This window comes from Moorena bouillonii PNG, assembly GCF_001942495.1.
GTDB lineage: Bacteria > Cyanobacteriota > Cyanobacteriia > Cyanobacteriales > Coleofasciculaceae > Moorena > Moorena bouillonii.
Genome location: NZ_MKZS01000001.1, coordinates 1,765,904 through 1,786,563, shown reverse-complemented (window position 1 = coordinate 1,786,563; position 20,660 = coordinate 1,765,904). Strand labels below are relative to the sequence as shown.

Here is a 20,660-nt window from a genome sequence, read left to right as displayed (position 1 = left end):
TTAATAAAATCACGATGGATTACAGTGCCACTATGGGTTACAACTGCTACGGTAGCGGTAGTATTAATCCCTAAATCTACCGCAGTTATGTTAGCCTCTGGCTTGCGTTTTTCTGGTTTGCAAGTAAACGGAACAGACAGATGACAGTACCTATCGTTAAAAATCAACGAAGGGGACATCATTTTGTTTGTAGCTATCTTATGACGCTCTCTTAGTCCAGTTATTTGAACTGTAGTCCAAACCCAATCCTTGCCGTTAAAAACTTTGATTTCGACTTGATCAAAGCCATGTAGTTTATAGCATTGACCCTTGTACAGAGCTGGATAGCAGCCAGTATCAGCGTTTAACCTTGGTGGCTTGCTATCTTTTCTTTTTCGGACACCAGACTGCCATTCACGGTATCGAGTCACATAACTACTAACCTGCCCAGCGGCAAAGGCGATTGCTGATCGGCGATAATAACTGGGAAATTTATAAAAAGCTTTATTGAATTGAGGGTATTTAATTAAGGCTCGCTTGGCCGTCTTATGCATCAGACGCTCGACAGCAGGAGTTAACTGATCTGCTGTTAAACAACCTAACTCAGACCAATGAGTGTAAATCACACCAAGCAAGTACCGACAAGCGCGGCGATAAACCTTAACCGTTTCCCCAAATAGTAGTTTTTGCTCGGAAGTTGGGTTAAGTCGCCACTTGTCTGTTCTTATGACCTTGGTCGGTGTTTTCACGCTTTCTAATAAACTCGTTTATAGTTAATATTTTAGCTCACAAAAGGTAATACGGCAATCAAGTAATTAATGTTCCAGGTTTTAAAGTTGGTATCAGCGTGGACTAACCCCCACCTGAACGTTCGCGCAGCGTGGCCGTAGGCCAGGTGGGGGAATGCGTCGCTCATTTTTGTTCAACAGAGTGCCTAAGACAGAGTGCCTAAGTTGGTCTATTATTATAGTCTTGCCTCGCTTGCTTAGTTTATCATGCCCCACCCCCCAACAGCCTTCGCGCTTCGCTGCGGTGCGACAAGGCGCGAGGTTCCAACGCCCACACCTCAAGCGCACCAAGAGAGGGGATGGGGACTGCGCCCCAATGATTTCATTGATTATCCCTGGTCGCCCATAGGTGGGAGTTATTTCAGAATCGTACGTTTCTTGTGATTTATTGCTATCCCAAAATTCTTCTACGGCTTTTGATTTTCCTTGAAACTAGCAGCTCTATCTATTAGAACCCAACAGTAACACCAAGTCAGGGACTGATGTTTAAATTTCTCACTCAACTGGACTACCTGCTGCGGGAAACTTTCTTAGGTCTACAACGTGGCGGCTGGATCAACTGGGCGGCGGTGAGCACGGTCACTGTCCTATTATTTCTCTTTGGTATAAGCTGGCAAGCCTCCTGGCAGTTAGGTGGGCTACTCAATCAGTTGGGGAGTCAACTAGAAGTAGCTGTTTATCTCGAACCAGGGGCTGAGGCAGAAATGGTCTTACCAGCAGTTCAGAAACTGCCCAAGGTGATGGCGGTTCAAACCATTTCCAAAGAAAAAGCTTGGGCATCCTTGGTTGAGGAACTGGGAATTTCCGACATTGCTGCTGCTACGGAACAGTTGGAAGGGAATCCCCTAGTGGATGAACTGAAGGTAAAGGTAAGCAAACCAAAGGATGTGCTAATTCTTGCCCAGCAATTGTCACAGTTGCCAGGAATAGATCAGGTGCAGTATATGGATCAGACTCTCAAACAAATGCGACAGCTTCATCACGGTTTAGGCTGGGTGAGTCTGATCATTACTACCATTCTCAGTCTGACGGCAGTGGCAGTTGTTACCACCACAATGCGCCTGATTGTGATCGCAAGACGCCAGGAAATTGAGATTATGCAGCTAGTTGGGGCAACCAGATCCTGGATTTATCTGCCGTTCATGTTGCAAGGAATTACTTTTGGTGTAGCTGGGGCAGTCCTAGCCTGGGTTTTGTTGATCGGTCTGCGGCAATTTCTGACTAATCTGCTCGCGACTGGACCTGATTTTATCGAATTTATCGCTACAGTGGTGCCACCGGATCCACTGAAAATTGTTGTGCTACCCTTACTGCTGTTGATTCTGGGGGGTTCAGTGGGTTTGCTCGGTAGTTGCTTAGCTGTTAGTCTCGAAAGCATCGCTATCGGGAAATGAGGTTAGTAGACAGTTACCTAAATTTGGTCTAATTCTGGTATTTTGTCAGTGGTTAGGGTCATGGGAAGTGGTTCAGAGTAACAGAGGACTTATGACCAATGACTAATGACTAAGAGCTAATAACTAAAGACTACTTATGCGATCGCAATGGGAATGTTTTTTGCAAAATCAAGGGAGTTGGCATGGTTCCTTTACCACATTCTCACCAAAAGGGCAACAGTTAAAAGATATTCCCTCTGTGCTCACCATAGAAGGTCTCGACGATAACCAAAAAATTCGTTTGACTCTTCGCTATCTGCCACCTGAACAAGCTATGTTCAACCGAGTTCTCGAATACACCCATGTAGATCGCTATCTTATGTTCTTTGACAGTGGTGCGTTTTCCCAAGGCGCACTACAGTGGATTCCTTATGGCGAATTTGGGGCAGAATTTGGCTTGATTGAGGGTAACCGTCGTCTGCGGATGGTGCAACTGTATAACAGGGAGAGTCAGCTGAAACAGTTGACCTTAATTCGAGAAAAACTGGGGGGTACGGATACACCAGAACGTCCACCATTAACCTTGGAACAGTTGCTCGGAGAGTGGCGTGGAGAGGCAGTAACCCTTTATTCTGATTTGCAGACGCCTAACATCTATCCTACTCACCTTAAACTCCAGCATCATGAAAGTAACCGCTTAGTACAACAACTCACATTTGGCACAGGAGAATCATTACGTACCATCACCTCTAGCGCTAAGATTGATGGCTCAATTCTGTATTTTGACGAGGGTGCTGTTTCTACTCAAGTTTTATTATTGCCCGATGGGGCATCGTCTACTTGTCCAATAACGGTTAAGCCAGGTCATTCCTTCTTTCTAGAAGTAGGTTGGCTGTGGCAACCTAACCAACGTCAGCGACTGATTCGCTCTTTTAACGATAAAGGGCAATGGGTTAGTCTTACTTTGGTAAGAGAGCACAAAGTATCTTCTGGGCATTATATAAAAGAATAAAAGATAAAGTATCAAGGATGAAGTAGGTAAGCTTGTTTACAACCCATTCAACCTGACTCGATATTATATATAGCATTTTCAAGATAATTGATAGTGTAAGTATTTATAATGACTTCGAATAAAAAACATTTTGGTAATGAATTCGTTCCAACGAACCGTGTCAGATATGTTTGGCTAACCAGGTGGTTTCCTACATCAATAAAACACTGATACCAAGTCCAGTTAATCACTTCCCAAATAGTCCCTGAATTTTTGGTAATGGGTAATTGTTAGTTGCTAACTGTTAATTACCCATTACCAATTACCGATTACTTGAGAAGGGAATAATAATTAGTCAACAGGTGCGACCCGTGGCGAATTTAATTCGCCAACGGAAAGCGCACCTACGCATTTGGGATGATATTTTTGGAATTTCAGCGACTTTGCAATAAAACTTATTATAAATTAACCATAAAGTTTACCAGAGTAGACAAATATTTACCATAAGAACTACCCAGAATTTGTTATCCGGAATACACTTAAGTCAGATTGAAGTATAAATCTAGAGGCTTTAAAAAGCCTGAGTTGATAATAAAGAGGTAAGACCTATGGATAGCGAACTGAGCCAAGTTCTATTACTGGTGTTTATTTTTTCTATTTCCTGTATGATTTTGTCTCCGGTGTTATGGTGGATTCTGCCAGACAGAAGCATCAATAACGCCTAACCAGACTTTGCCAAAACCAAGCCAGTAAGCAGGTTTAGATGACATCAGTCTCAATAAGCATGTATTATGAACCCACCCCTTCTTGGTGGGTTCACTATAAAAAAAACGTAAACATTCAGCCGTCAGCTATCAGCTATCAGCTAACAGGGGCGAGAGCTGCACGGGGTCGGATCAGTAAAACGAGCAGGGATTTTCAAGCAGCAGTACTAGCACCCCCCAGCTTGTTTACTATCTCCCGTTGATTAGCTGACGGCTGACGGCTGATAGCTGAATGCTTACAAAAAAACTGGTCTAATACCTCATCCCTTGTAGACAATTTGTGAGTCAATTTTTCTACACAATATTTTTTGCATCTCCTGCCCTTAGGTCAAACTTTTTGTAAAATTTCGTTAAGACCTGCAACGAATCGTTCAATACCTTCTGCTACAGTTTCTTTTTGCAAAGCACCATAAGCAAGTCTGAGGTAACACCCATCCTCAATACCAAAGGCGGTACCTGGCATCACAGCTACTCGATGTTCCCGAATCAGTCTCTCTACCAATTCAAAAGCATCCAACTGAGTATCCACTTTTAGGAAAACATAGAACGCTCCATCCGCAGAACCAATGGTACACAAACCCTCTAGACGTTTCAGGGAGTTCAATACCACCTTTCGTACAGACGCGATCGCATTAATATGAGGTTGACAGTAATTTTTTCGAGTATTCAATGCCCCTAAAGCCGCATACTGAGAAATGACTGGGGGACAAATTAGGATTGTATCCTGAACTTTTTGAATTGGTTCAAACAAGTGTTCTGGAATAATCATGTAGCCAATCCGCCAACTGGCAAAACCGTAGGCTTTGGAGAGGCTGTACAGAGAAATAGTGTGTTGACTACTTTCGGGAAAGGCACCTGGGGAAAAGTGTTTCACCCCGTTGTAAGTAAAATACTCATAAGCTTCATCACTAATGTGGTAAATTCCGTGATCGGCACAAAGTTGATTTACCTGACGCAATGCCTCTTCGGAATATACCGCCCCAGTAGGATTATTAGGTGATATGGTAACTACTGCCCGGGTTCTATCGGTAATAGCCTGTGCGATCGCGGACGGACGTAGCTGGTAATTCTGATCGGTTGGCACCAGCACTGGATGACAGCTTGCCATCTGAATCGCCATTTCCTGGTTGAAATAGTAAGGCGTTTGAAGAATAATCTCGTCCCCGGGAGTGGTAATTCCTAGAATCGCGTTCATGAACGCCATGTTGCTTCCTGCGGTGACAACGATGCGGTGAGCAGAATTGATTTCAATATCGTTATCAGTTTTCAGTTTTGCCTCAATTGCCTCTCGCAAGGCCGCAATTCCATGTACGGGTTTGTACTTATGATTACCTGGTAAGCTGTAGAATTCACGCAACATTGCCATTGCCTCTGGGGGGGGATCATAATAGACCACCCCCTGTCCTAAGGATATGGTCTCAGGATATTTACGGATCAGTTCGCCAACCATGGGAATGACTGGCAACTGCACCGCCTCCATGCGGGAGGTCAAGTTTCTCATAGTTTCTTCTTTTGTTGAGTGAACGCACCAGTGGTTTATACTAGCGAATCTCATACCAAATCCGCTTGGTCATTACCCCTTTATAAAAATCGACCAAATCTTTTTATGCCAGGAATCTAGGGCGATGCGGATCAGGGGGGTATGGGAACAGGATTTGGTATGAGCAGTTAATCGAGATAAAAAAAAACTGAATTTTTCTATTGCTTCAGTATTGTGTTACTATCCTTAGAGGCGTTGTTTAATTTTCCTTTAAGAAAAGTTATGTTAATTATATTTAAATATTTTTGTATTAATTTTTGTTTGTTTTTAATTCGGTATTACTAAATAAATATTAAAAAAATCTAAAAAAATACCTAACTAATCTTATGACTTTTGATAATATAATAAGCTGTGGAAATTGATGGGATAAACTGGTAGTTATCCATAGATAGCCATGAAGAGAACTACTGGGGGGGCGACATGTAAGCTGAAATCCTTACTGGGTAATAATTTCAGCCCATAAGTAACAGAAAGATACATGCTGTTTTGGGCGCTTAATTGCACCTAGTTATAAGGGTTTAAGCTTCCAGAAAGCGATGCGGTGGCCTCACGGGGAGGCAGTGCGGTATTGGGGGTAACCCCCACGAGCAACTGCCATGCTTTCCCCCACTCGCGCTTTGCATGGCTGACAATGAATCCAGGGTCAATTTCGGTCTGTATCTTGCCTGAGTTATTGGCCTAAAACTTTATATAGTGGGCATTTCAGTGCTTATTATATAACCCCCTCAGCTAGAACTAATAGTTTTCTTAACCTTAACTGGGCACGAAAATTTGAGGAGAGTGCGATGAGCGATCCTAATAGAGAAATGGAGATGCGATCGGCACAACCATTAGCTGAACAGCTAGTCCAGGATCAAGTTGACCAGGCGAAGACAGAGGCCCGTAAGGAAGAAGTTATCGACATTTACGAAGATTTGCTCACCACGATCTGGAACCGGATTATGCCGACCTTAGGTAGAGTGACAGTAGTGTCGATTATGGAAAGATCTCTAGCTTTGACAGCGGAAAAATATCCCCTGATTGGCTACATAGAATCAAGTGCCGAGGGAGTTTCGTTTGAGGTGTTTCGCCAAAAGGTTTCACCAGAACAACGGTTACTAATTCGTGAGGCCCTCAAAGAGTTAGTCACAACCCTAATCGATATTCTAGCCATCTTGACGGGCGACATTCTAGTCAGACAATTACTCAAGGAAATTGAAGGGAAAAAACTTATATGATCAGGCCTCGGACAAAGCCCTTAGGTAAACTGCCTACTAGTATTCCTGGTCTAGACTCGATTCTCGCTGGTGGTATTCCGGAATTGTCCATTAACATCATCACTGGGCCACCCGGATCTGGTAAGACGATCTTTACCCAGCAAATACTATACACCAATGCTAGTACAGAGCACAAAGCGCTTTATCTAGTTACCCTATCAGAACCTTCAGTAAAATTACTGCACTACCTACAAAAGTTTGATTTTTTTGACCCCAGTAAGGTAGGTACTGCGGTAATTTATCTCGACATCGGCGAGATTATCCGAGAGCAGGGTCTAACAGAAGCGGTCGCTGCCATTATTAATTACGTAAAAGAGTACCGACCTGCGCTGATCGGCATTGATAGCTTCAAAGCCATTCATGATTTGGCAACGGATCCTGTAGAAGTACGTAAGTTTGGCTACGACCTCTCAGTGCGTCTGACCACTTGGGGAGTAACAGCTTTTTTAGTAGGGGAATACACTGACGAAGAAATTAAACATCAACCGATCTTTGCCATCGCCGATGGGATTATTCGTCTGCAAAATCAGCCTCTGGGGTTACACTTCCAGCGTTATTTAGATGTGCTCAAACTCAGGGGGGAAAATTATTTTACCGGGTTGCACCCCTTTGAAATCAGTCAGACTGGCATAGAAGTCTATCCCCGGATTAAGATGCTGAAAAACTTATGGATGAAGACCCAGGTCAGCCAAGAAAAACTTTCCACTGGCATCCCTGAACTGGATAGGATGTTAGATGGGGGATTGCAGCATAGCACGGCAACTATGGTTGCTGGAGGCGCAGGCACTGGTAAAACCTTGATGGGACTTCACTTCATTGTGGCTGGAATTCTCAAAGGGGAGCCTGGAGTAATTGTTACCTTTCAAGAAAATCCCCAACAGCTCAAAGCCATTGCCATGTCCTTAGGTTGGGATTTAGAGGCGATGGAAAACCAGGGAATGCTAGTGCATATGTATGATTCTCCCGTAGAACTACAGCCGGATATCCATGCTGCTAAGGTTAAAGCTGTTGTCGACAGGGTTAAGGCTCGCCGGATTATGCTTGATTCTCTCAAGGATATTGAGATTGCCACCCCAAATAAGGTTCGCTACAAAGACTATATTTACTCCTTAGTGAACCAGTTGAAACTTCAAGGTGTGACCACCATCGTAACCAACGAAATTGGGGAGCTATTCGGACCGTTTCAGTTGAGTGAACATGGCGTATCCTTTGTGGTGGATAATGTTATCCTCTTGCGCTATGTAGAACTATCCGGTCGCATTGGACGAGCCATAAACATTATGAAGGTCAGGGGAGCGCCCCACAGCAAAGAAATCCGGTTTTTTGAAATTACCTCAGGTGGAATTAGCATCAACGAGGTGATTGAAGCTCAAACTGGTGTGCTGACTGGAATGCCTGTCTTTAATAATAATTACTTGAATGACAATGGCTTTAAGGAGTTGCTTAACCAGAGTCGTAATATCATGGAAATCTTGAAGGGGGTGGAGGAGATGGACGTAAATGAATTAGCAAATCGCACTGGATTCAGCCCTCAAGACTTGCTCCATGAGTTAGAGAATCTGAAGCAGCAGGGTATGGTAATTACCTGGGAACATCAGAACACAACCTATTACAAAGCTACGATTTGATTGATTATTAGTTAAATTACCACTAATGACTAATGACTAATGGCTAATGACTAAGCCCACAATCAAATTAATGCCTACAGGAGTGCCAAATCTGGATGCAGTTTTGGGCGGTGGCTTTCCCATCTACTCATTGAATATCTTGGCAGGGGCTCCTGGCACTGGCAAAACAATTTTGGTGCAGCAGATTCTCTTTAACACTATCAAGCAGCAACCCCATAAGAGAGCTCTTTACCTCAGTACCCTTTCCGAGCCAACCCTTAAGGTGGTGCGTTATATGCAGCACTTCCAATTCTTCGATGCTCAAGTATTTGGTGAGCAGGTGATCTATAGTGATATTGGCTCATTCTTAATTGAACAACCGATGCCTAGGTTGGCGGATCATATAGTGGGTTTGGTCAATCAACATCAAGCAGAAGTTATAGTCATTGACTCTTTTAAGGCCATTGCTGACCTGACCGAAAAAAGTGGTGACTTCCGCCGTTTTTGCTACGAACTATCGGTTCGCCTCGCCAGTGCTCGTTGCACGACTTTTTTAGTGAATGAATCCGAACGCTCCCAGATTAACCACAGTCCAGAATTTGCTTTGGCTGATGGCATCATTTACCTTTCGACCCATGAGGAGGCAGGGGAGCAACGCCGTTGGTTACAGGTTCATAAATTACGGGGTCTGGCACCTTATATGGAACCATTTCCCTTTGTGATCACTAATGTGGGGGTGCGGATTCTCAGCCCTACCCTAACCCTCAGGCAAAAGTCGGTGAGTTGGTCAGTTCCAGCAGGGCGTATGGTGATGGGAATTCCGGGTTTGGATCAACTGTTACGGGGTGGTATACCTTACGGTCGTTCAATCATCCTCTCGGGAGTTGCTGGCACTGGTAAAACTACCTTTGCCCTACAGTTTCTCATGGCTGGAGTTGACCGAGGGGAAAAAGGCTTGCTCTTTTCTTTTGAGGAAACCCCCTCTCATCTGTCCCAGATGGCAGCCGGTTTTGGTTGGGACTTAGAACGTCTGATTCAACAGGAAATGCTGCGCATTGTCTTTGTTACCCAAACTAATATCCGGGTTGAAGAACACCTAGATCAAATTGCTCAGGAAATCGCCTCCTTCCAGCCTCAACGTTTTGTGGTGGATTCACTATCAGTCTTGTTCTACAAAGTCAATAACCGAGCCATCCAGCGAGAAAAGACCTTCCAATTAGCAACCCTGATGCAACAAATCGGTGGAGTGGGTATCTTTATCTCAGGTATCCCTGCTCATGAAACTGGACACCTATCCAGCTTTGGTGTGGAAGAAACCATTGTCGATGGCATGATTATGCTATCAAAAGAACTGGTTGGTCGTAGACGCGATCGCTATCTAGAAGTATTTAAAATGCGAGCATCTGACCATGTCTGTGGTTCTCACCGCATGGCAATCACAGAAAACGGTATTGAGATATTGTACACTGCCAGCCAAATATCTCCCCCCTCAACCACCGAATCATTAAAATTTATTGAGGATGCTCCCTATTTAGTGTTTGGGTCACTAGAAAAATTGCTCCCAGGCAAAATCCCCTATAACACCGCTTCCTTGGTGGAGGGCGCTCCCGGACTGGGTAAGAGTACCCTAGCCTATCAGTTTTTGCTCTGTGGCTTGCATCGCCAAGAATCAGTGTTATATATTAGTGCCGATATTCCTAGGCAGCAAGTTTATCAAACCCTCCCAACTTGGGGATTACTCCCTGACCCCTACCTGGAAGCAGGGCAGTTGGTGATCCTCGATACATTTAGTCCCATGGTAGAGACATTGCCAGCAACCTCTGTACACCTGAATCTGAATGACCCGGAGATGCTGTTGCTCAGGATTGCGCAACAGCTTGAGCAAATGCCTAAACCCTGTCGAGTAATCTTTGACTCCCTCACCCCTCTACTAATCAACTGTACCCCTAGAGAGTTTATTAAGCTGGTCTACCGCAAAAATAGCCAGCTCCGTCAGCCTGATGTGGCAGTGTTAGATATTTTTGCTCAGGACGGAATCGAAAAAAGCGATCGCTACAATTTACTGAACCTTTATGATGTCGTAGTAGACCTTTATTCCCCTGACTGGGATGAAATGAATAACGGAAAAGAAATTGGCTACAAAAATTGGCTGCAAATTACTAAAATTCGTGGGGCTAAGGCAGATCAGCGTCCCTACCCTTACAGTATCTCCCCCACTAAGGGGATTGTGATTGAGAACACCCCATCTTAATCAAATATTCTCGTTCGCAAAGCGTGGCCTACGGCCAATCGCGTAGCGTGACCGTTCCCGTAGCGTGACAGAAGGTCAAGGTCAATCACGATTCATTTCCCAAACAGTAGAAAATATCTCGACGCTTCCAGAAAATCTGGCGAAATCAGCCTGTCGGAACAAACGTTTGCTATCGACCACTGCAGAAAGACGCGCGCAAAATACCAAAATTTATGAACTGATCAACTATTCTCAGCCGTTAGTCTTATATTTATAAGTTTGTTTGAGAAATATGGTCTAGATCTAAGGCGCTTATCCCCTTTACACTATATCATTGCCCCTTAATATAAAAACATTTTTTTTCAAAAATTATGACAGGCAAGCAACCGGTGTGGCAAACAACCTTTGACCAAATCAAGGCAACCATTGACCCACCAATTTATGGTATGCTACTCCTAGAAGAGCAAAAGACTCGGTTGCTTATTGTGCTAGGTCAGCAGTCAACTAATACTGCGGCTGAGCAATTGCGAGCTTTAGCACTGATTACCTTGGCTAGCTTAACTGACCTAGACCTTCAACCTGACCAAATTCAGATGGAGTTAGTAGCATCAGAGGAAACTGATGCCCCAGAAACCGTCGCTTATTTAGCCCAAAATGACCTGAAACGACTGTTTGTTACCCTGAGTTTTCTAGCATTTTGTTCGGAAACGCGATCGCTAAATGTTGCTGCCTTAGGGCAAGCACTACGAGAGAGCACCCTGATGCAAAACGCGATGGCTGGATTGGCGGGCTGGAGTCTAATCAATCGTCAGGGGGTGATGATTTATCGCTACCCAGAAGCCCCGGAATTAGATTTAATTGGTAAGGACTATTCCGATCGCCGCTATTTTCAACAAGCTATCAAGGGACGCACCTATATATCGACAGTTTTTCGGGCGAAGAGTAACCTGTGGGTTGCTGTGGTTTCTTTACCAGTGATTGGTAACGATGGGCAGGTAGTGGGGATAGTATCTGGGGGTTTGGATTTGGCAGGAGTGCGGTCATTTCTGAGCGTGCCAGTGATTGATGACTATAAAATCAAGGGTCTAATTACCATTGCTAGTCCAGAAGCAGACGCTTTTGGTGAGGAACAATTGAAGGTTATCAGCTCATTGGCGCAACAGATTACTAGTTCGTGAATTAACAGTTGCCTAGGGTGCGTAGGGTTCGTTAGGGGCGGGCTTGCCCTTATTTTTCGCCTCGTAGCCAGCGTTGGGATAGTCCAGCCGAAAATGAAACGGGCAAGATGCCCGTTCCACCCACTGGCTCAAACAGCTTTAATGAGATGCACGAGGTTAGTTGGGTTACAAAGGCAGCCATAATTTTTGACTTCAAAGGTTTGTAATTATAACCGACTGCTCCACTATTGTCAACACAGCAGGAAGTACGAGAAAAGCGCTGCATCCCTATTCCCGTTTTCCATCGATGATCGGCAAGGTAATTTTAACAGTGCTACCCTTACCCTCTCCAGGACTGACGAGGGTAATACTACCTCCCATCATTTCCATTAAATTCCGGGAAATAGCTAGACCAAGCCCTGTTCCACCACATTGACGGGTGGTCGAGCCATCAACCATCACAAAGGGACGAAATAGTTTTTTCTGTTGACTGAGATCAATACCAATACCTGTATCCTTAACAATAATCACAACCTGTGAATGAGAAGTTAGATCAGAAGCCTTGGCAAAACTTCTGTTGTTCTGAGACAGGGGTAGCGGTTCAATTCGGGTCTTAATGGTAATGCTGCCATTGTCTGTAAATTTGGTGGCGTTACCAACTACATTAATTAGAACCTGCTTGAGCTTAGCTGGATCAGCAGGAACGATAATCCCCTGATGCAAATCGCTGGTATGAAACTCAAGACCTTTCTGCTGAATGGGAATAGTCTGTAAATTTATGACTTCATCAAGCAACTCCCACAGGTAAATCGGCTCAATTTTTACCGATAATTTACCAGCTTCAATCTTGGCCATATCTAGAACGTCATTAATGATTTCCAGCAGATGCATGGCAGCATGATCAGCCCTTTGTAAAAAATCGATTTCTTCTTCGCGGTTGTCACAGAAACCATCCCGTATTAGTCGCAAACAACCAATGATGGCGTTCAGGGGAGTTCTCAGTTCATGGGAGGTATTCGCCAGGAATTCATTCTTGAACTTATTAGCAGTTTGGGCTTCTTTCCAAGTAGCTTCGAGTTCTTCTGCCCAATGTTTCATGCGTTCAATCATCCCACCGAAAGCTTCCGACAATTGGTTAACTTCCCTAATTTTGAAGTTTTGGGGTATACGGTCGTAGGGTAGGAACTGAGATTGATTTAGAGCGTAGTCTCTGAGTTGTTCGAGAGGACGAGCTAATTCCCGAGCAACATACATCGTTGCCAACAGGGTTGCCCCAATCAAGCCACAGGTGAAGATTAGCAGAACGTGCTGAATCTCTTTGAGACCAGCCAAAGCAATATCAACGGGGGTAACCGCTAAAATCACCCACTTTTGACCTAGCTCAGCAGTAATCGGACTTGGAATTGAGGTATAGCCAGCGGTTAATTCCACGTTGTTTTTAATCCAGTACGACGGTTCAGCAACATCTTGTTCCTGTGCGATCGCTTTTCCGAAAACCCTTTTGAGTCCCTCTTGTTCTTCTTCCCGATTGATCTTGTCTGTGATCTTCTGTGCCACTGGCTCTTGATAGTGATGAGTCAAAACTTGCCCTTCTTGGTTAATCACTACCGGATAGCTCGACAATATCTGCCGTTGTGAGGCTGGTGTCTGTAGCAGAGCTGACTGGATGATCAGGGCAAACTGGAGTTGACCTGATCGGTTATAGACTGGGGCACTCAGGACTAGTTTGAGTTTACTGGTGGACTTGGGGGGATAGAGTTGGCTAGTTAAAGTTGTTGAGGGGTTTCTTGAGGGGTGTTTAGGCAGTAGTATGGTTACCTCAACCTGAGAACGGTTAGCGAATGATTGACTTTGCTGCACCGAGGATACAAAAGTCGGTCGGTTAGTTAGCAATTGGTTAGCACAGGTACTTGCGGCGATTGCTTTGCTCTGTAGCTCCATCAACTGTACACAATCGATCTGATGTGGTAACAGTTGAGCCAATTGTTCTACAAATTTTTGATAGGCGGTTGGGGATTCCGACTTTAGGGCTACAGCTTCACTGGCACTCACCAAGTTGGCTTTGAGGGCAGCAATTGACTCTTGAATGCTCTGTGCATGGAGTACAGCACTTTCCGTCAGATTTTGGCGAGCACTGTCCAACAGCAATGAGCGTGCCTTTGTGTAAGTCACATACACTCCTGCTAGTAAGACTGGCACACTTAGCAGCAGAAGGCGCGAAAGTAGAATGCGACGAAAGGAGGATAGACCTAGCTTAACCATAATTCGTCTGATATTGATGGCTCAGAACAACCCAACCGCACGATAATGGGGTTTGTTTACAATTACTCACTACAACCTTGGTACTCAGATTGATATCTTTATTCCCTCTATTTAGTTTATGGAAACTTACTGAAATAAATCCAGTTAATTTGAGTAATTTTTCTCTGCCATTCTCAACTAGGGTTGTGTCCATTTAACGTCAGATGGAAGGACAAAGGCATAGATGCATACCTTGGAGGATTCGAGTAGATCTACCAAGGTTTTCCCTGACTATCAAGACCTTCAGGGTTTGAAGTCCGTGACTAGATGTGTTATAGAAAAGATTTGCTAACCTTTCTAGCCCATCTGGAAAACCAAGTGGCTCTCGCTGATGGGGTCTTGTTTGGTGCAGGTACTTTGCGTGCCTATAGTGTGAAGTTAGTTTAACTTAAACTAAGAGATGGGATATCTGGTCATATCTCCTCTGATAACCCCCTCGACTAATTAAATAAAACTTGAAGTTAAATACTTGAAGTTAACGGAAAAAACGTTAAGGCTCAAGGTAAGAAACATTCCAGTTTCTCAGTAATTGATCCCAGGAATTGTTTCAGACTTGCTGACTTGCTGACTTGCTGACTTGGCCTTGGCCTATTGGCCACGCGGGGCGCGTTTGGCCACGCTACGCGAATAAACTTGCATACTAGCAGAATTGCTGACTTTACCAATCTCAAGTTCCCCTAATCCTAGATTACCCCAATGGTTCAACAACCCAAGCTTGACTATTCCGTTATCTGGGTCAACCGCATGGCAGATATTCCCCAATCCGCTTGGGATGACCTTGCCCAACCCCTAAAAACCCCTTTTCTGGAGTGGGACTGGTTGAATAATATTGAAACATCTGGTAGTGCTACTGCTAAAACGGGTTGGTTGCCCAATCACTTAACGGTATGGCGAGATAGACAGCTGATCGCGGCTGCACCTATGTATGTCAAAGGTCACAGTTACGGAGAGTTTGTCTTTGACCAACAGTGGGCGGATTTGTCCTACCGCTTGGGCATTTCCTACTATCCAAAGTTGTTGGGTATGACACCATTTACCCCAGCGGTAGGCTATCGGTTTTTAATGGCACCAGGAGAAGATGAAGATCAGCTGACACAGATCATGGTAAGTGCTATCGATCATTTTTGCGATCGCAATCATCTGTCTGGTTGTCACTTCCTCTTTGTTGACCCCGATTGGCGACCAGTAATTGAACGCAATGGTTTTAAGGGCTGGCTACATCACAGCTATATTTGGCAAAACCAAGGCTTTAGTAGTTTTGAGGATTACCTAAAGGTCTTTAATGCCAATCAACGCCGCAATATTAAACGAGAACGTAAGGCTGTAGCCAAAGCAGGTCTAACCCTGAAAATCTTAACGGGGAATGACATTGAAAAATCCTTGTTTCCCTTAATCTACAGCTTCTACAGCAGCACCTGCGATAAATTTATGTGGGGTAGCAAATATCTCACGCGCCAATTTTTTAAGCAATTGTATCCTAACTACCGTCAGCGAGTGGTACTAATTGCTGCTTACCAGGAGGAGGATGACCAAAAACCAGTGGGAATGTCCTTTTGTATAAATAAGGGCAATCATTTGTATGGTCGTTATTGGGGCTGTTTTGAAGAATTTGACTGCCTACATTTTGAAGCCTGTTACTATGCACCGATTGAGTGGGCAATCGGCCAGGGCATCACCATGTTTGACCCTGGTGCTGGTGGGCGTCACAAGAAGCGTCGTGGTTTCCCAGCAACTGCTAACCATAGTGTTCACCGATTCTACGATAAACGCTTTGACCGGATTTTTCAAAACTATATCGATGAGGTTAACGTCATGGAACGTGAGGAAATTGAGGCTATTAATCAAGATTTGCCCTTTACCAAGCGCGAGATTACGTTTGAGATTCCGGATTGATTAGCAGTTGAGGAGTATTTTTAATAAACGACCTCAGGCACAAAGCACAGATTGGCCTTGGCCTATTGGCCACGCGGGGCGCGTTTGGCCACGCTACGCGATCAGATTTCCCGGATCTGACTTGAGATCAGGTCTTTACATAAGGTCATTAGGTGTGCTAATATTACCAATTCCTAGCATACAAATCAGGTATTGCTCAGCCCAACTACAACAATAATGAGTAATTTTCGCCAATGCTCACCCTATGACCTGCTAGCCCTGGCTGTCGATGAAGCGTCGGAGGGAAGACACGCAGCTGCATTGCGTTATATGACCATGGCGGTAGAGCGTTCTAAGCTTCCAGAATACGCTAGTGACGCTCAAACCTTTATTCGGTTGCACAAAGCCACAGGGACTTTAGTACAAAGCTGCCTATCCAGCCCTGAGGAAGAAAATCCAGCTAGGCTTTACTTTATCTTAGACAAGGGACGCAATGCGATTCGGATCGGTTACACTACTAACCCCAATGGTAATATTAGAGGGCTTGAAACTAAGAGTGTAACGACTTTAGAACTAATAAAAATTATCCCAGGTAGTGCTAAGATGGAAACCGAATTTCACAGGAAATTCCAACATCTTAGGATTTCTGGGGAATGGTTTGATGCGACTCCAGAAGTAATGAGATATATCTCATCTCTTTGAGTTAGTAATCTATCAGCTATCAGCTAATAGCTGATAGCTGATAGCTAAATACTTAGGAAAAACCTTGGTAGAAAAAGTAGGTAACCATCGGCACAACTGTAGCAACAACCAAGATCACTACAACCCAAAGGGTAGCATTGCTCTCTTGAGTTTCTTCTGCACTCTTAAAGTTGCCAGCAATGTTAATGTCTTCTTCCACTACAGGAGGACCAGGATCTGGTTCGCCAGATAAGACAGCTACTATGCGATCGCTTACATCTAAGAAACCCTGATTATACTTGTTACCATCCCGCAGCGGCACCTGTAGGGTTTCAGAAGCCACACTTTCAGCAATGTCATCGGACATAATTTCCTTAACGGCATTGCCAGTAACGATAGCACTGTTATTGGTGACAGTATCGAGCACTATCAAGGTTTGATTAGCTTGGTCTTCTGGAGTAGAATACCATTTTTCAAACAACCCTTGGGCAAAGGTTGCTGCTGTTTCACCATAATCTAGGCCGTGGACAGTGACCAGTCTAACTTGATTGCCCGTTGCTTTCGCTAAATCCTCTAAGGATTGAGTCAACTTGCCTTCTGTGAAGCGAGAGAGAACTTCTGACTTGTCAATTACCCAAGTCGGTTCTCCAGCGCTAATGTTAGGCATTTGATAGACATTGATGGCATTGGCTGGTGCTGCAATTATTCCGCTTGCTAACAAGATAGCTAAAAGAGGGATAATTAGGGATTTTATGTATTTGCGTTGGTTGTGTAGTTGGTTGAGGAGCTGTTTCATAAAAAACCTGACAACAAAGCAAAATTGGCTTTTCCCCAAAATACTATAGAACTGCCAATCAACCTAATCTTATTTATGGCCAAGATAATGGTACTTCGTGAAACTGCTAACATGTCACCAGTCAGGTCTAGCCAATGGAACCATGTTAAACTATGACCCGTTACAATACCTTCCGAGTTCAGAAGAATTACCCTCTTCTGATGAAACCCCTGTGGATAATGAACTGCAAGATACCATCCCTCACTTATTGAAATCGATTTTATCGATAATCTGGTCAGAGCGCAGGGATTGGTTTTTTGGTATAGATATGGGATACTATTACAATCCCAAACAGTCAGCGATAGTGCCTGATGGATTCCTAAGTTTAGGAGTACAGAGATGGAAAACTCGCCCTAAGGGTCGTCAGGGACGTTTGAGTTATGTGTTGTGGGAAGAAAATGGTGTTGTGCCAATTCTCGCGATCGAGATTGTCTCTCAAACCTATAACGGCGAGTATGACCAGAAAAAATTAGACTATGCTGACTTAGGGTTATTATATTACGTTATTTATGATAGCGATAACTTTCAACCTCGAAAAGGAGATAGCTTTGAAGTGCATCGCTTGGTAGATGGAGTGTATGTGCGTCAACCAGGTAATCCGGTCTGGATGCCAGAAATTGGTCTAGGTATAGGCACAGCAGAAGGAACTTATCTTGATTGGACAAGGGAGTGGTTGTATTGGTACGACCAAAATGGTAGACGGTATCCCTCCGAAAATGAGAGAACTCAACAGGCTGAGCAACGGGCTACTCAAGCTCAGCAACGGGCTACTCAAGCTCAGCAACGGGCTACTCAAGCTCAACAACGGGCTACTCAAGCTCAACAAGAGCTTGAAGCTTTGAAAGCTCGACTGAAACAAATGGGAATCAATCCTGAGGATCTTGTGGATTGATCACCTTTCAACTCTCTTTCGGTACTACCTGACCCATATAAATGCCCCACAACTGGGCAGCTTGGCTACTACTGCCACTAGTAGGAGAATTATTATCATTGCCTAACCAAATCCCTGTAACGATCTGATGCTTGGGAATAAAACCAATAAACCACAAGTCTACATTTTTATCAGTAGTACCGGTTTTTCCCCCTTCTCCTTCACCAATCCGAGCACTGCGACCGGTGCCACTGGTGACTGCACCCTGAAGCATTTCTGTCATGGTGTTGGCTACTGCTGGTGAAACGGCTTGCTTGCTGATAGTTGGCTGATCAGCGAAGTTGTAGATTACTCGACAGGTTTGGTAGTCTTGATTATCGGTGCAATCACTACTGTCGAGAATTCTGATAATGCCATGGGGACGATACCACATCCCTTGATTTGCGATCGCACCATAGGCTCCAGTCATTTCTAACAGAGTAACCTCACTTTGACCTAAGGCTAAACCAAACACAGGCTCGAGTTTTGAGCTAATACCTAACCGTTGCGCCATCCGTATTACTCTATCTAAACCAGCATCTTGAGCCACCCTGATCGCTACTGCATTTTCCGATTGAGCCAGACCAGCATACATATCAATTTCAGTAGCATCTCCAGACCGCTCACAACGTCTGATCCGTTTAATCCCAGAGCAGGAGTAGGTTTTGCTTGGTAAAATCCCTTTTTCTAAAGCAGCAGCATAGGCAAAGAGTTTAAAGGTTGAGCCTGGTTGACGCTTGGCTTGGATAACGCGATTAAACTGGCTTTTTTGGTAATCGGCACCTCCAACCATGGCTAGAATCTCGCCATTACTGGTATTGATGCTTGCGATCGCTCCCTGGGAAAATCCTAAGCGGCTACCAGTATTTTTGACATAGTCCCGTAGAGCTGCTTCAGCTTTGGCCTGAGACTCGGTATCCACAGTAGTTTCTACAATAAAATTACCTTCCTTAGCCAACTCTTTGCCCAGTAACCTCCTCAATTGCTGGAAAACGTAGTTATAGAAATAGGGTGCCTTGGTGCTAGAAAGAATTTGTCGGGCTTTCGGGCTAACTTCAATCCGCGATCGCCTAGCTCGATTAGCCTCTTCTCGACTAATCATTCCCAAAGCGTGCATCCGGTCAATCACCCGATTCCGTAATTGTAATGACGTATCATAATTCTGGATCGGGTTATAGCTATTGGGTGCTGGCAAACTTGCCACCAGAGTTGCGGCTTCTTGGATATTCAGATTAGCTGCTGATTTGTCGAAATAAAATTGAGCAGCATCTTCAAAACCAAATGCTTCTATACCCAAGTAAACTCGGTTTAAGTAAGCCTTTAAGATCGCGTCCTTACTGTAAACTGTCTCTAACTTCAGGGCAATTATTGCTTCCCGCACTTTCCGGTCTGCGGTATTGGCTCGACCGACATATTCCGGAAATAGGCTTCGTGCTACCTGCTGAGTGATCGTACTAGCACCTTCGCGAATGCCTCCCCCTTGAATATTCCGCACCACAGCTCGCATAATCCCATAGGGGTCTACTCCAAAGTGCCAGTAAAAGCGGCTGTCTTCTGAAGCAATCACTGCTTTCGGCAAATATGGGGAAAAATCCGATAACCTCCTAAGTTCTCGGTGAGCATCGGTCCGGGGTTGCCGTAGGGGAATTTGGTCACGAGAGTAAACAATCACAGGACCTGTAACTCCCTCGGGCAATGGCCTGACTGATGGTGCTCTCAGGGTTTGAAATCCAATTAGTAATACCACTAAGGCAATTAAGCCACCGATGCCATAGAGAAAGTAACGAATTCCTTGGATATACCAGGGGGGAGGATAGACGTACTGTAGCTCAACTGATGCCGCTAGTTCTGGTGGTCCGATGGTAAGGGTGTCTCCGTGATACAGAAGCAAGGAGGAAAGTCGGCGTCTGCCACGATAGATACCATTGGTAGAGTTTTGGTCTTTTATGATAAACCTACGCCCACGCCTACCATACCGTTCTAGGGAGAGATGAACTTGACTGACTACTGGGTTGCGAACGATTATGTCACAGGATTTGGAACTGCGCCCGAGTACGTAACGGTCCCCAACCAGGGGATAGACATCGGATTTGTTGGTATTAGCGTCTTGCACCCAAAGTTCCGGCACTCTAGCATTAGGCTTTAGTGCTACTGCTTGAAGATTTACCTTAGCATGAATGGTCTGTACTACCTGAGTTAGCTGACTAAGTATGGTCTTTGGGGGTTTGGAGGGTGGTTGAGAACTCATGGTTGTCAGCGATAAGCGATTCTTGGGTGCTTATTGAACCATTCTAATCGCTCTAGCAATCAGCTCTTTTTCCCTGTTCCCGATTCCCGATTCCCGATTCCCGATTCCCGATTCCCGATTCCCGATTC

General features: G+C 44.6%; 15 protein-coding genes and 2 pseudogenes. 10 read left to right on the top strand and 7 right to left on the bottom strand.

Features of this window, described 5'->3' with window-relative positions; translation table 11 throughout:
* A pseudogene (locus tag BJP37_RS07405) lies at positions 1-728 on the bottom strand (IS200/IS605 family accessory protein TnpB-related protein); the annotation flags it as partial.
* A 521-nt stretch (positions 729-1,249) separates the two neighbouring features.
* Between BJP37_RS07405 and BJP37_RS07400 the strand changes: the two are divergent.
* Positions 1,250-2,161 (top strand): cell division protein FtsX, encoded by a 912-nt coding sequence (locus tag BJP37_RS07400; RefSeq protein ID WP_075897675.1) that lies wholly within the window; start codon positions 1,250-1,252, stop codon positions 2,159-2,161.
* Between the two features lie 136 nt (positions 2,162-2,297).
* Positions 2,298-3,152, top strand: a complete 855-nt coding sequence (locus BJP37_RS07395; protein ID WP_075897673.1) for a DUF3598 family protein — start codon at positions 2,298-2,300, stop codon at positions 3,150-3,152.
* 897 nt (positions 3,153-4,049) lie between these two features.
* Here the strand turns inward: BJP37_RS07395 and BJP37_RS43365 are convergent.
* On the bottom strand, positions 4,050-4,172 hold the full coding sequence (locus BJP37_RS43365) for a hypothetical protein (protein ID WP_269086965.1): 123 nt from the start codon (positions 4,170-4,172) through the stop codon (positions 4,050-4,052).
* 51 nt (positions 4,173-4,223) lie between these two features.
* A complete protein-coding gene (locus BJP37_RS07385; protein ID WP_075897669.1) occupies positions 4,224-5,396 on the bottom strand; it encodes a pyridoxal phosphate-dependent aminotransferase in 1,173 nt (390 codons plus the stop codon).
* 824 nt (positions 5,397-6,220) lie between these two features.
* On the opposite strand from BJP37_RS07385, the gene BJP37_RS07380 reads away from it, so the two are divergent.
* The 4 genes from BJP37_RS07380 (at position 6,221) to BJP37_RS07365 (ending at position 11,706) form a co-directional block, all read left to right on the top strand.
* On the top strand, positions 6,221-6,652 hold the full coding sequence (locus BJP37_RS07380) for a hypothetical protein (protein WP_075897667.1): 432 nt from the start codon (positions 6,221-6,223) through the stop codon (positions 6,650-6,652).
* Positions 6,649-8,319 (top strand): ATPase domain-containing protein, encoded by a 1,671-nt coding sequence (locus BJP37_RS07375; RefSeq protein WP_075897665.1) that lies wholly within the window; start codon positions 6,649-6,651, stop codon positions 8,317-8,319. Before BJP37_RS07380 ends, BJP37_RS07375 begins: the two co-directional genes overlap by 4 nt.
* Before the next feature lie 46 nt (positions 8,320-8,365).
* Complete coding sequence (locus BJP37_RS07370) at positions 8,366-10,549, top strand: DUF7125 family protein (protein WP_075897663.1); 2,184 nt, start codon at positions 8,366-8,368, stop codon at positions 10,547-10,549.
* A gap of 350 nt (positions 10,550-10,899) precedes the next feature.
* The gene (locus tag BJP37_RS07365) at positions 10,900-11,706 is read left to right on the top strand and encodes a GAF domain-containing protein (protein WP_075897661.1); all 807 of its coding nucleotides are present in this window, start codon (positions 10,900-10,902) and stop codon (positions 11,704-11,706) included.
* Positions 11,707-11,755: 49 nt separating this feature from the next.
* Here BJP37_RS07365 and BJP37_RS07360 read toward each other — a convergent pair whose 3' ends face one another.
* Both BJP37_RS07360 and BJP37_RS07355 read right to left on the bottom strand, forming a co-directional pair.
* Complete coding sequence (locus BJP37_RS07360) at positions 11,756-11,971, bottom strand: hypothetical protein (RefSeq protein WP_075897659.1); 216 nt, start codon at positions 11,969-11,971, stop codon at positions 11,756-11,758.
* Positions 11,972-11,973: 2 nt separating this feature from the next.
* Entirely contained in the window at positions 11,974-13,947 is a 1,974-nt protein-coding gene (locus BJP37_RS07355) for a cache domain-containing sensor histidine kinase (protein ID WP_075897657.1), read from the bottom strand.
* A 339-nt stretch (positions 13,948-14,286) separates the two neighbouring features.
* Here BJP37_RS07355 and BJP37_RS44900 point away from each other — a divergent pair.
* The 3 genes and pseudogenes from BJP37_RS44900 to BJP37_RS07340 form a co-directional block, all read left to right on the top strand.
* Positions 14,287-14,367: pseudogene (locus tag BJP37_RS44900) on the top strand (riboflavin deaminase); the annotation flags it as partial.
* Between the two features lie 315 nt (positions 14,368-14,682).
* Complete coding sequence (locus BJP37_RS07345; RefSeq protein WP_075897653.1) at positions 14,683-15,879, top strand: GNAT family N-acetyltransferase; 1,197 nt, start codon at positions 14,683-14,685, stop codon at positions 15,877-15,879.
* Positions 15,880-16,095: 216 nt separating this feature from the next.
* The gene (locus BJP37_RS07340) at positions 16,096-16,560 is read left to right on the top strand and encodes a GIY-YIG nuclease family protein (protein ID WP_075897651.1); all 465 of its coding nucleotides are present in this window, start codon (positions 16,096-16,098) and stop codon (positions 16,558-16,560) included.
* Positions 16,561-16,612: 52 nt separating this feature from the next.
* On the opposite strand, the gene psb32 is transcribed toward BJP37_RS07340, so the two are convergent.
* The gene (gene psb32, locus BJP37_RS07335; protein WP_075897649.1) at positions 16,613-17,335 is read right to left on the bottom strand and encodes a photosystem II repair protein Psb32; all 723 of its coding nucleotides are present in this window, start codon (positions 17,333-17,335) and stop codon (positions 16,613-16,615) included.
* A gap of 142 nt (positions 17,336-17,477) precedes the next feature.
* On the opposite strand from psb32, the gene BJP37_RS07330 reads away from it, so the two are divergent.
* Positions 17,478-18,266, top strand: coding sequence for a Uma2 family endonuclease (locus BJP37_RS07330; RefSeq protein ID WP_075897647.1), 789 nt, complete (start codon positions 17,478-17,480; stop codon positions 18,264-18,266).
* A 7-nt stretch (positions 18,267-18,273) separates the two neighbouring features.
* Here the strand turns inward: BJP37_RS07330 and BJP37_RS07325 are convergent, their stop codons facing one another.
* On the bottom strand, positions 18,274-20,532 hold the full coding sequence (locus BJP37_RS07325) for a transglycosylase domain-containing protein (protein ID WP_075897645.1): 2,259 nt from the start codon (positions 20,530-20,532) through the stop codon (positions 18,274-18,276).
* Positions 20,533-20,660 lie beyond the last annotated feature (128 nt).

Excerpts from the sequence above, each read along its gene's own strand:
- BJP37_RS07360 (WP_075897659.1), bottom strand. The coding sequence starts at position 11,971 with ATGCAGCGCTTTTCTCGTACTTCCTGCTGTGTTGACAATAGTGGAGCA.
- BJP37_RS07395 (WP_075897673.1), top strand. The coding sequence starts at position 2,298 with ATGCGATCGCAATGGGAATGTTTTTTGCAAAATCAAGGGAGTTGGCAT.
- BJP37_RS07370 (WP_075897663.1), top strand. The coding sequence starts at position 8,366 with ATGACTAAGCCCACAATCAAATTAATGCCTACAGGAGTGCCAAATCTG.
- BJP37_RS07385 (WP_075897669.1), bottom strand. The coding sequence starts at position 5,396 with ATGAGAAACTTGACCTCCCGCATGGAGGCGGTGCAGTTGCCAGTCATT.
- BJP37_RS07340 (WP_075897651.1), top strand. The coding sequence starts at position 16,096 with ATGAGTAATTTTCGCCAATGCTCACCCTATGACCTGCTAGCCCTGGCT.
- BJP37_RS07400 (WP_075897675.1), top strand. The coding sequence starts at position 1,250 with ATGTTTAAATTTCTCACTCAACTGGACTACCTGCTGCGGGAAACTTTC.
- psb32 (WP_075897649.1), bottom strand. The coding sequence starts at position 17,335 with ATGAAACAGCTCCTCAACCAACTACACAACCAACGCAAATACATAAAA.
- BJP37_RS07365 (WP_075897661.1), top strand. The coding sequence starts at position 10,900 with ATGACAGGCAAGCAACCGGTGTGGCAAACAACCTTTGACCAAATCAAG.
- BJP37_RS07380 (WP_075897667.1), top strand. The coding sequence starts at position 6,221 with ATGAGCGATCCTAATAGAGAAATGGAGATGCGATCGGCACAACCATTA.
- BJP37_RS07375 (WP_075897665.1), top strand. The coding sequence starts at position 6,649 with ATGATCAGGCCTCGGACAAAGCCCTTAGGTAAACTGCCTACTAGTATT.
- BJP37_RS07355 (WP_075897657.1), bottom strand. The coding sequence starts at position 13,947 with ATGGTTAAGCTAGGTCTATCCTCCTTTCGTCGCATTCTACTTTCGCGC.
- BJP37_RS07325 (WP_075897645.1), bottom strand. The coding sequence starts at position 20,532 with ATGAGTTCTCAACCACCCTCCAAACCCCCAAAGACCATACTTAGTCAG.
- BJP37_RS07345 (WP_075897653.1), top strand. The coding sequence starts at position 14,683 with ATGGTTCAACAACCCAAGCTTGACTATTCCGTTATCTGGGTCAACCGC.
- BJP37_RS07330 (WP_075897647.1), top strand. The coding sequence starts at position 17,478 with ATGTTAAACTATGACCCGTTACAATACCTTCCGAGTTCAGAAGAATTA.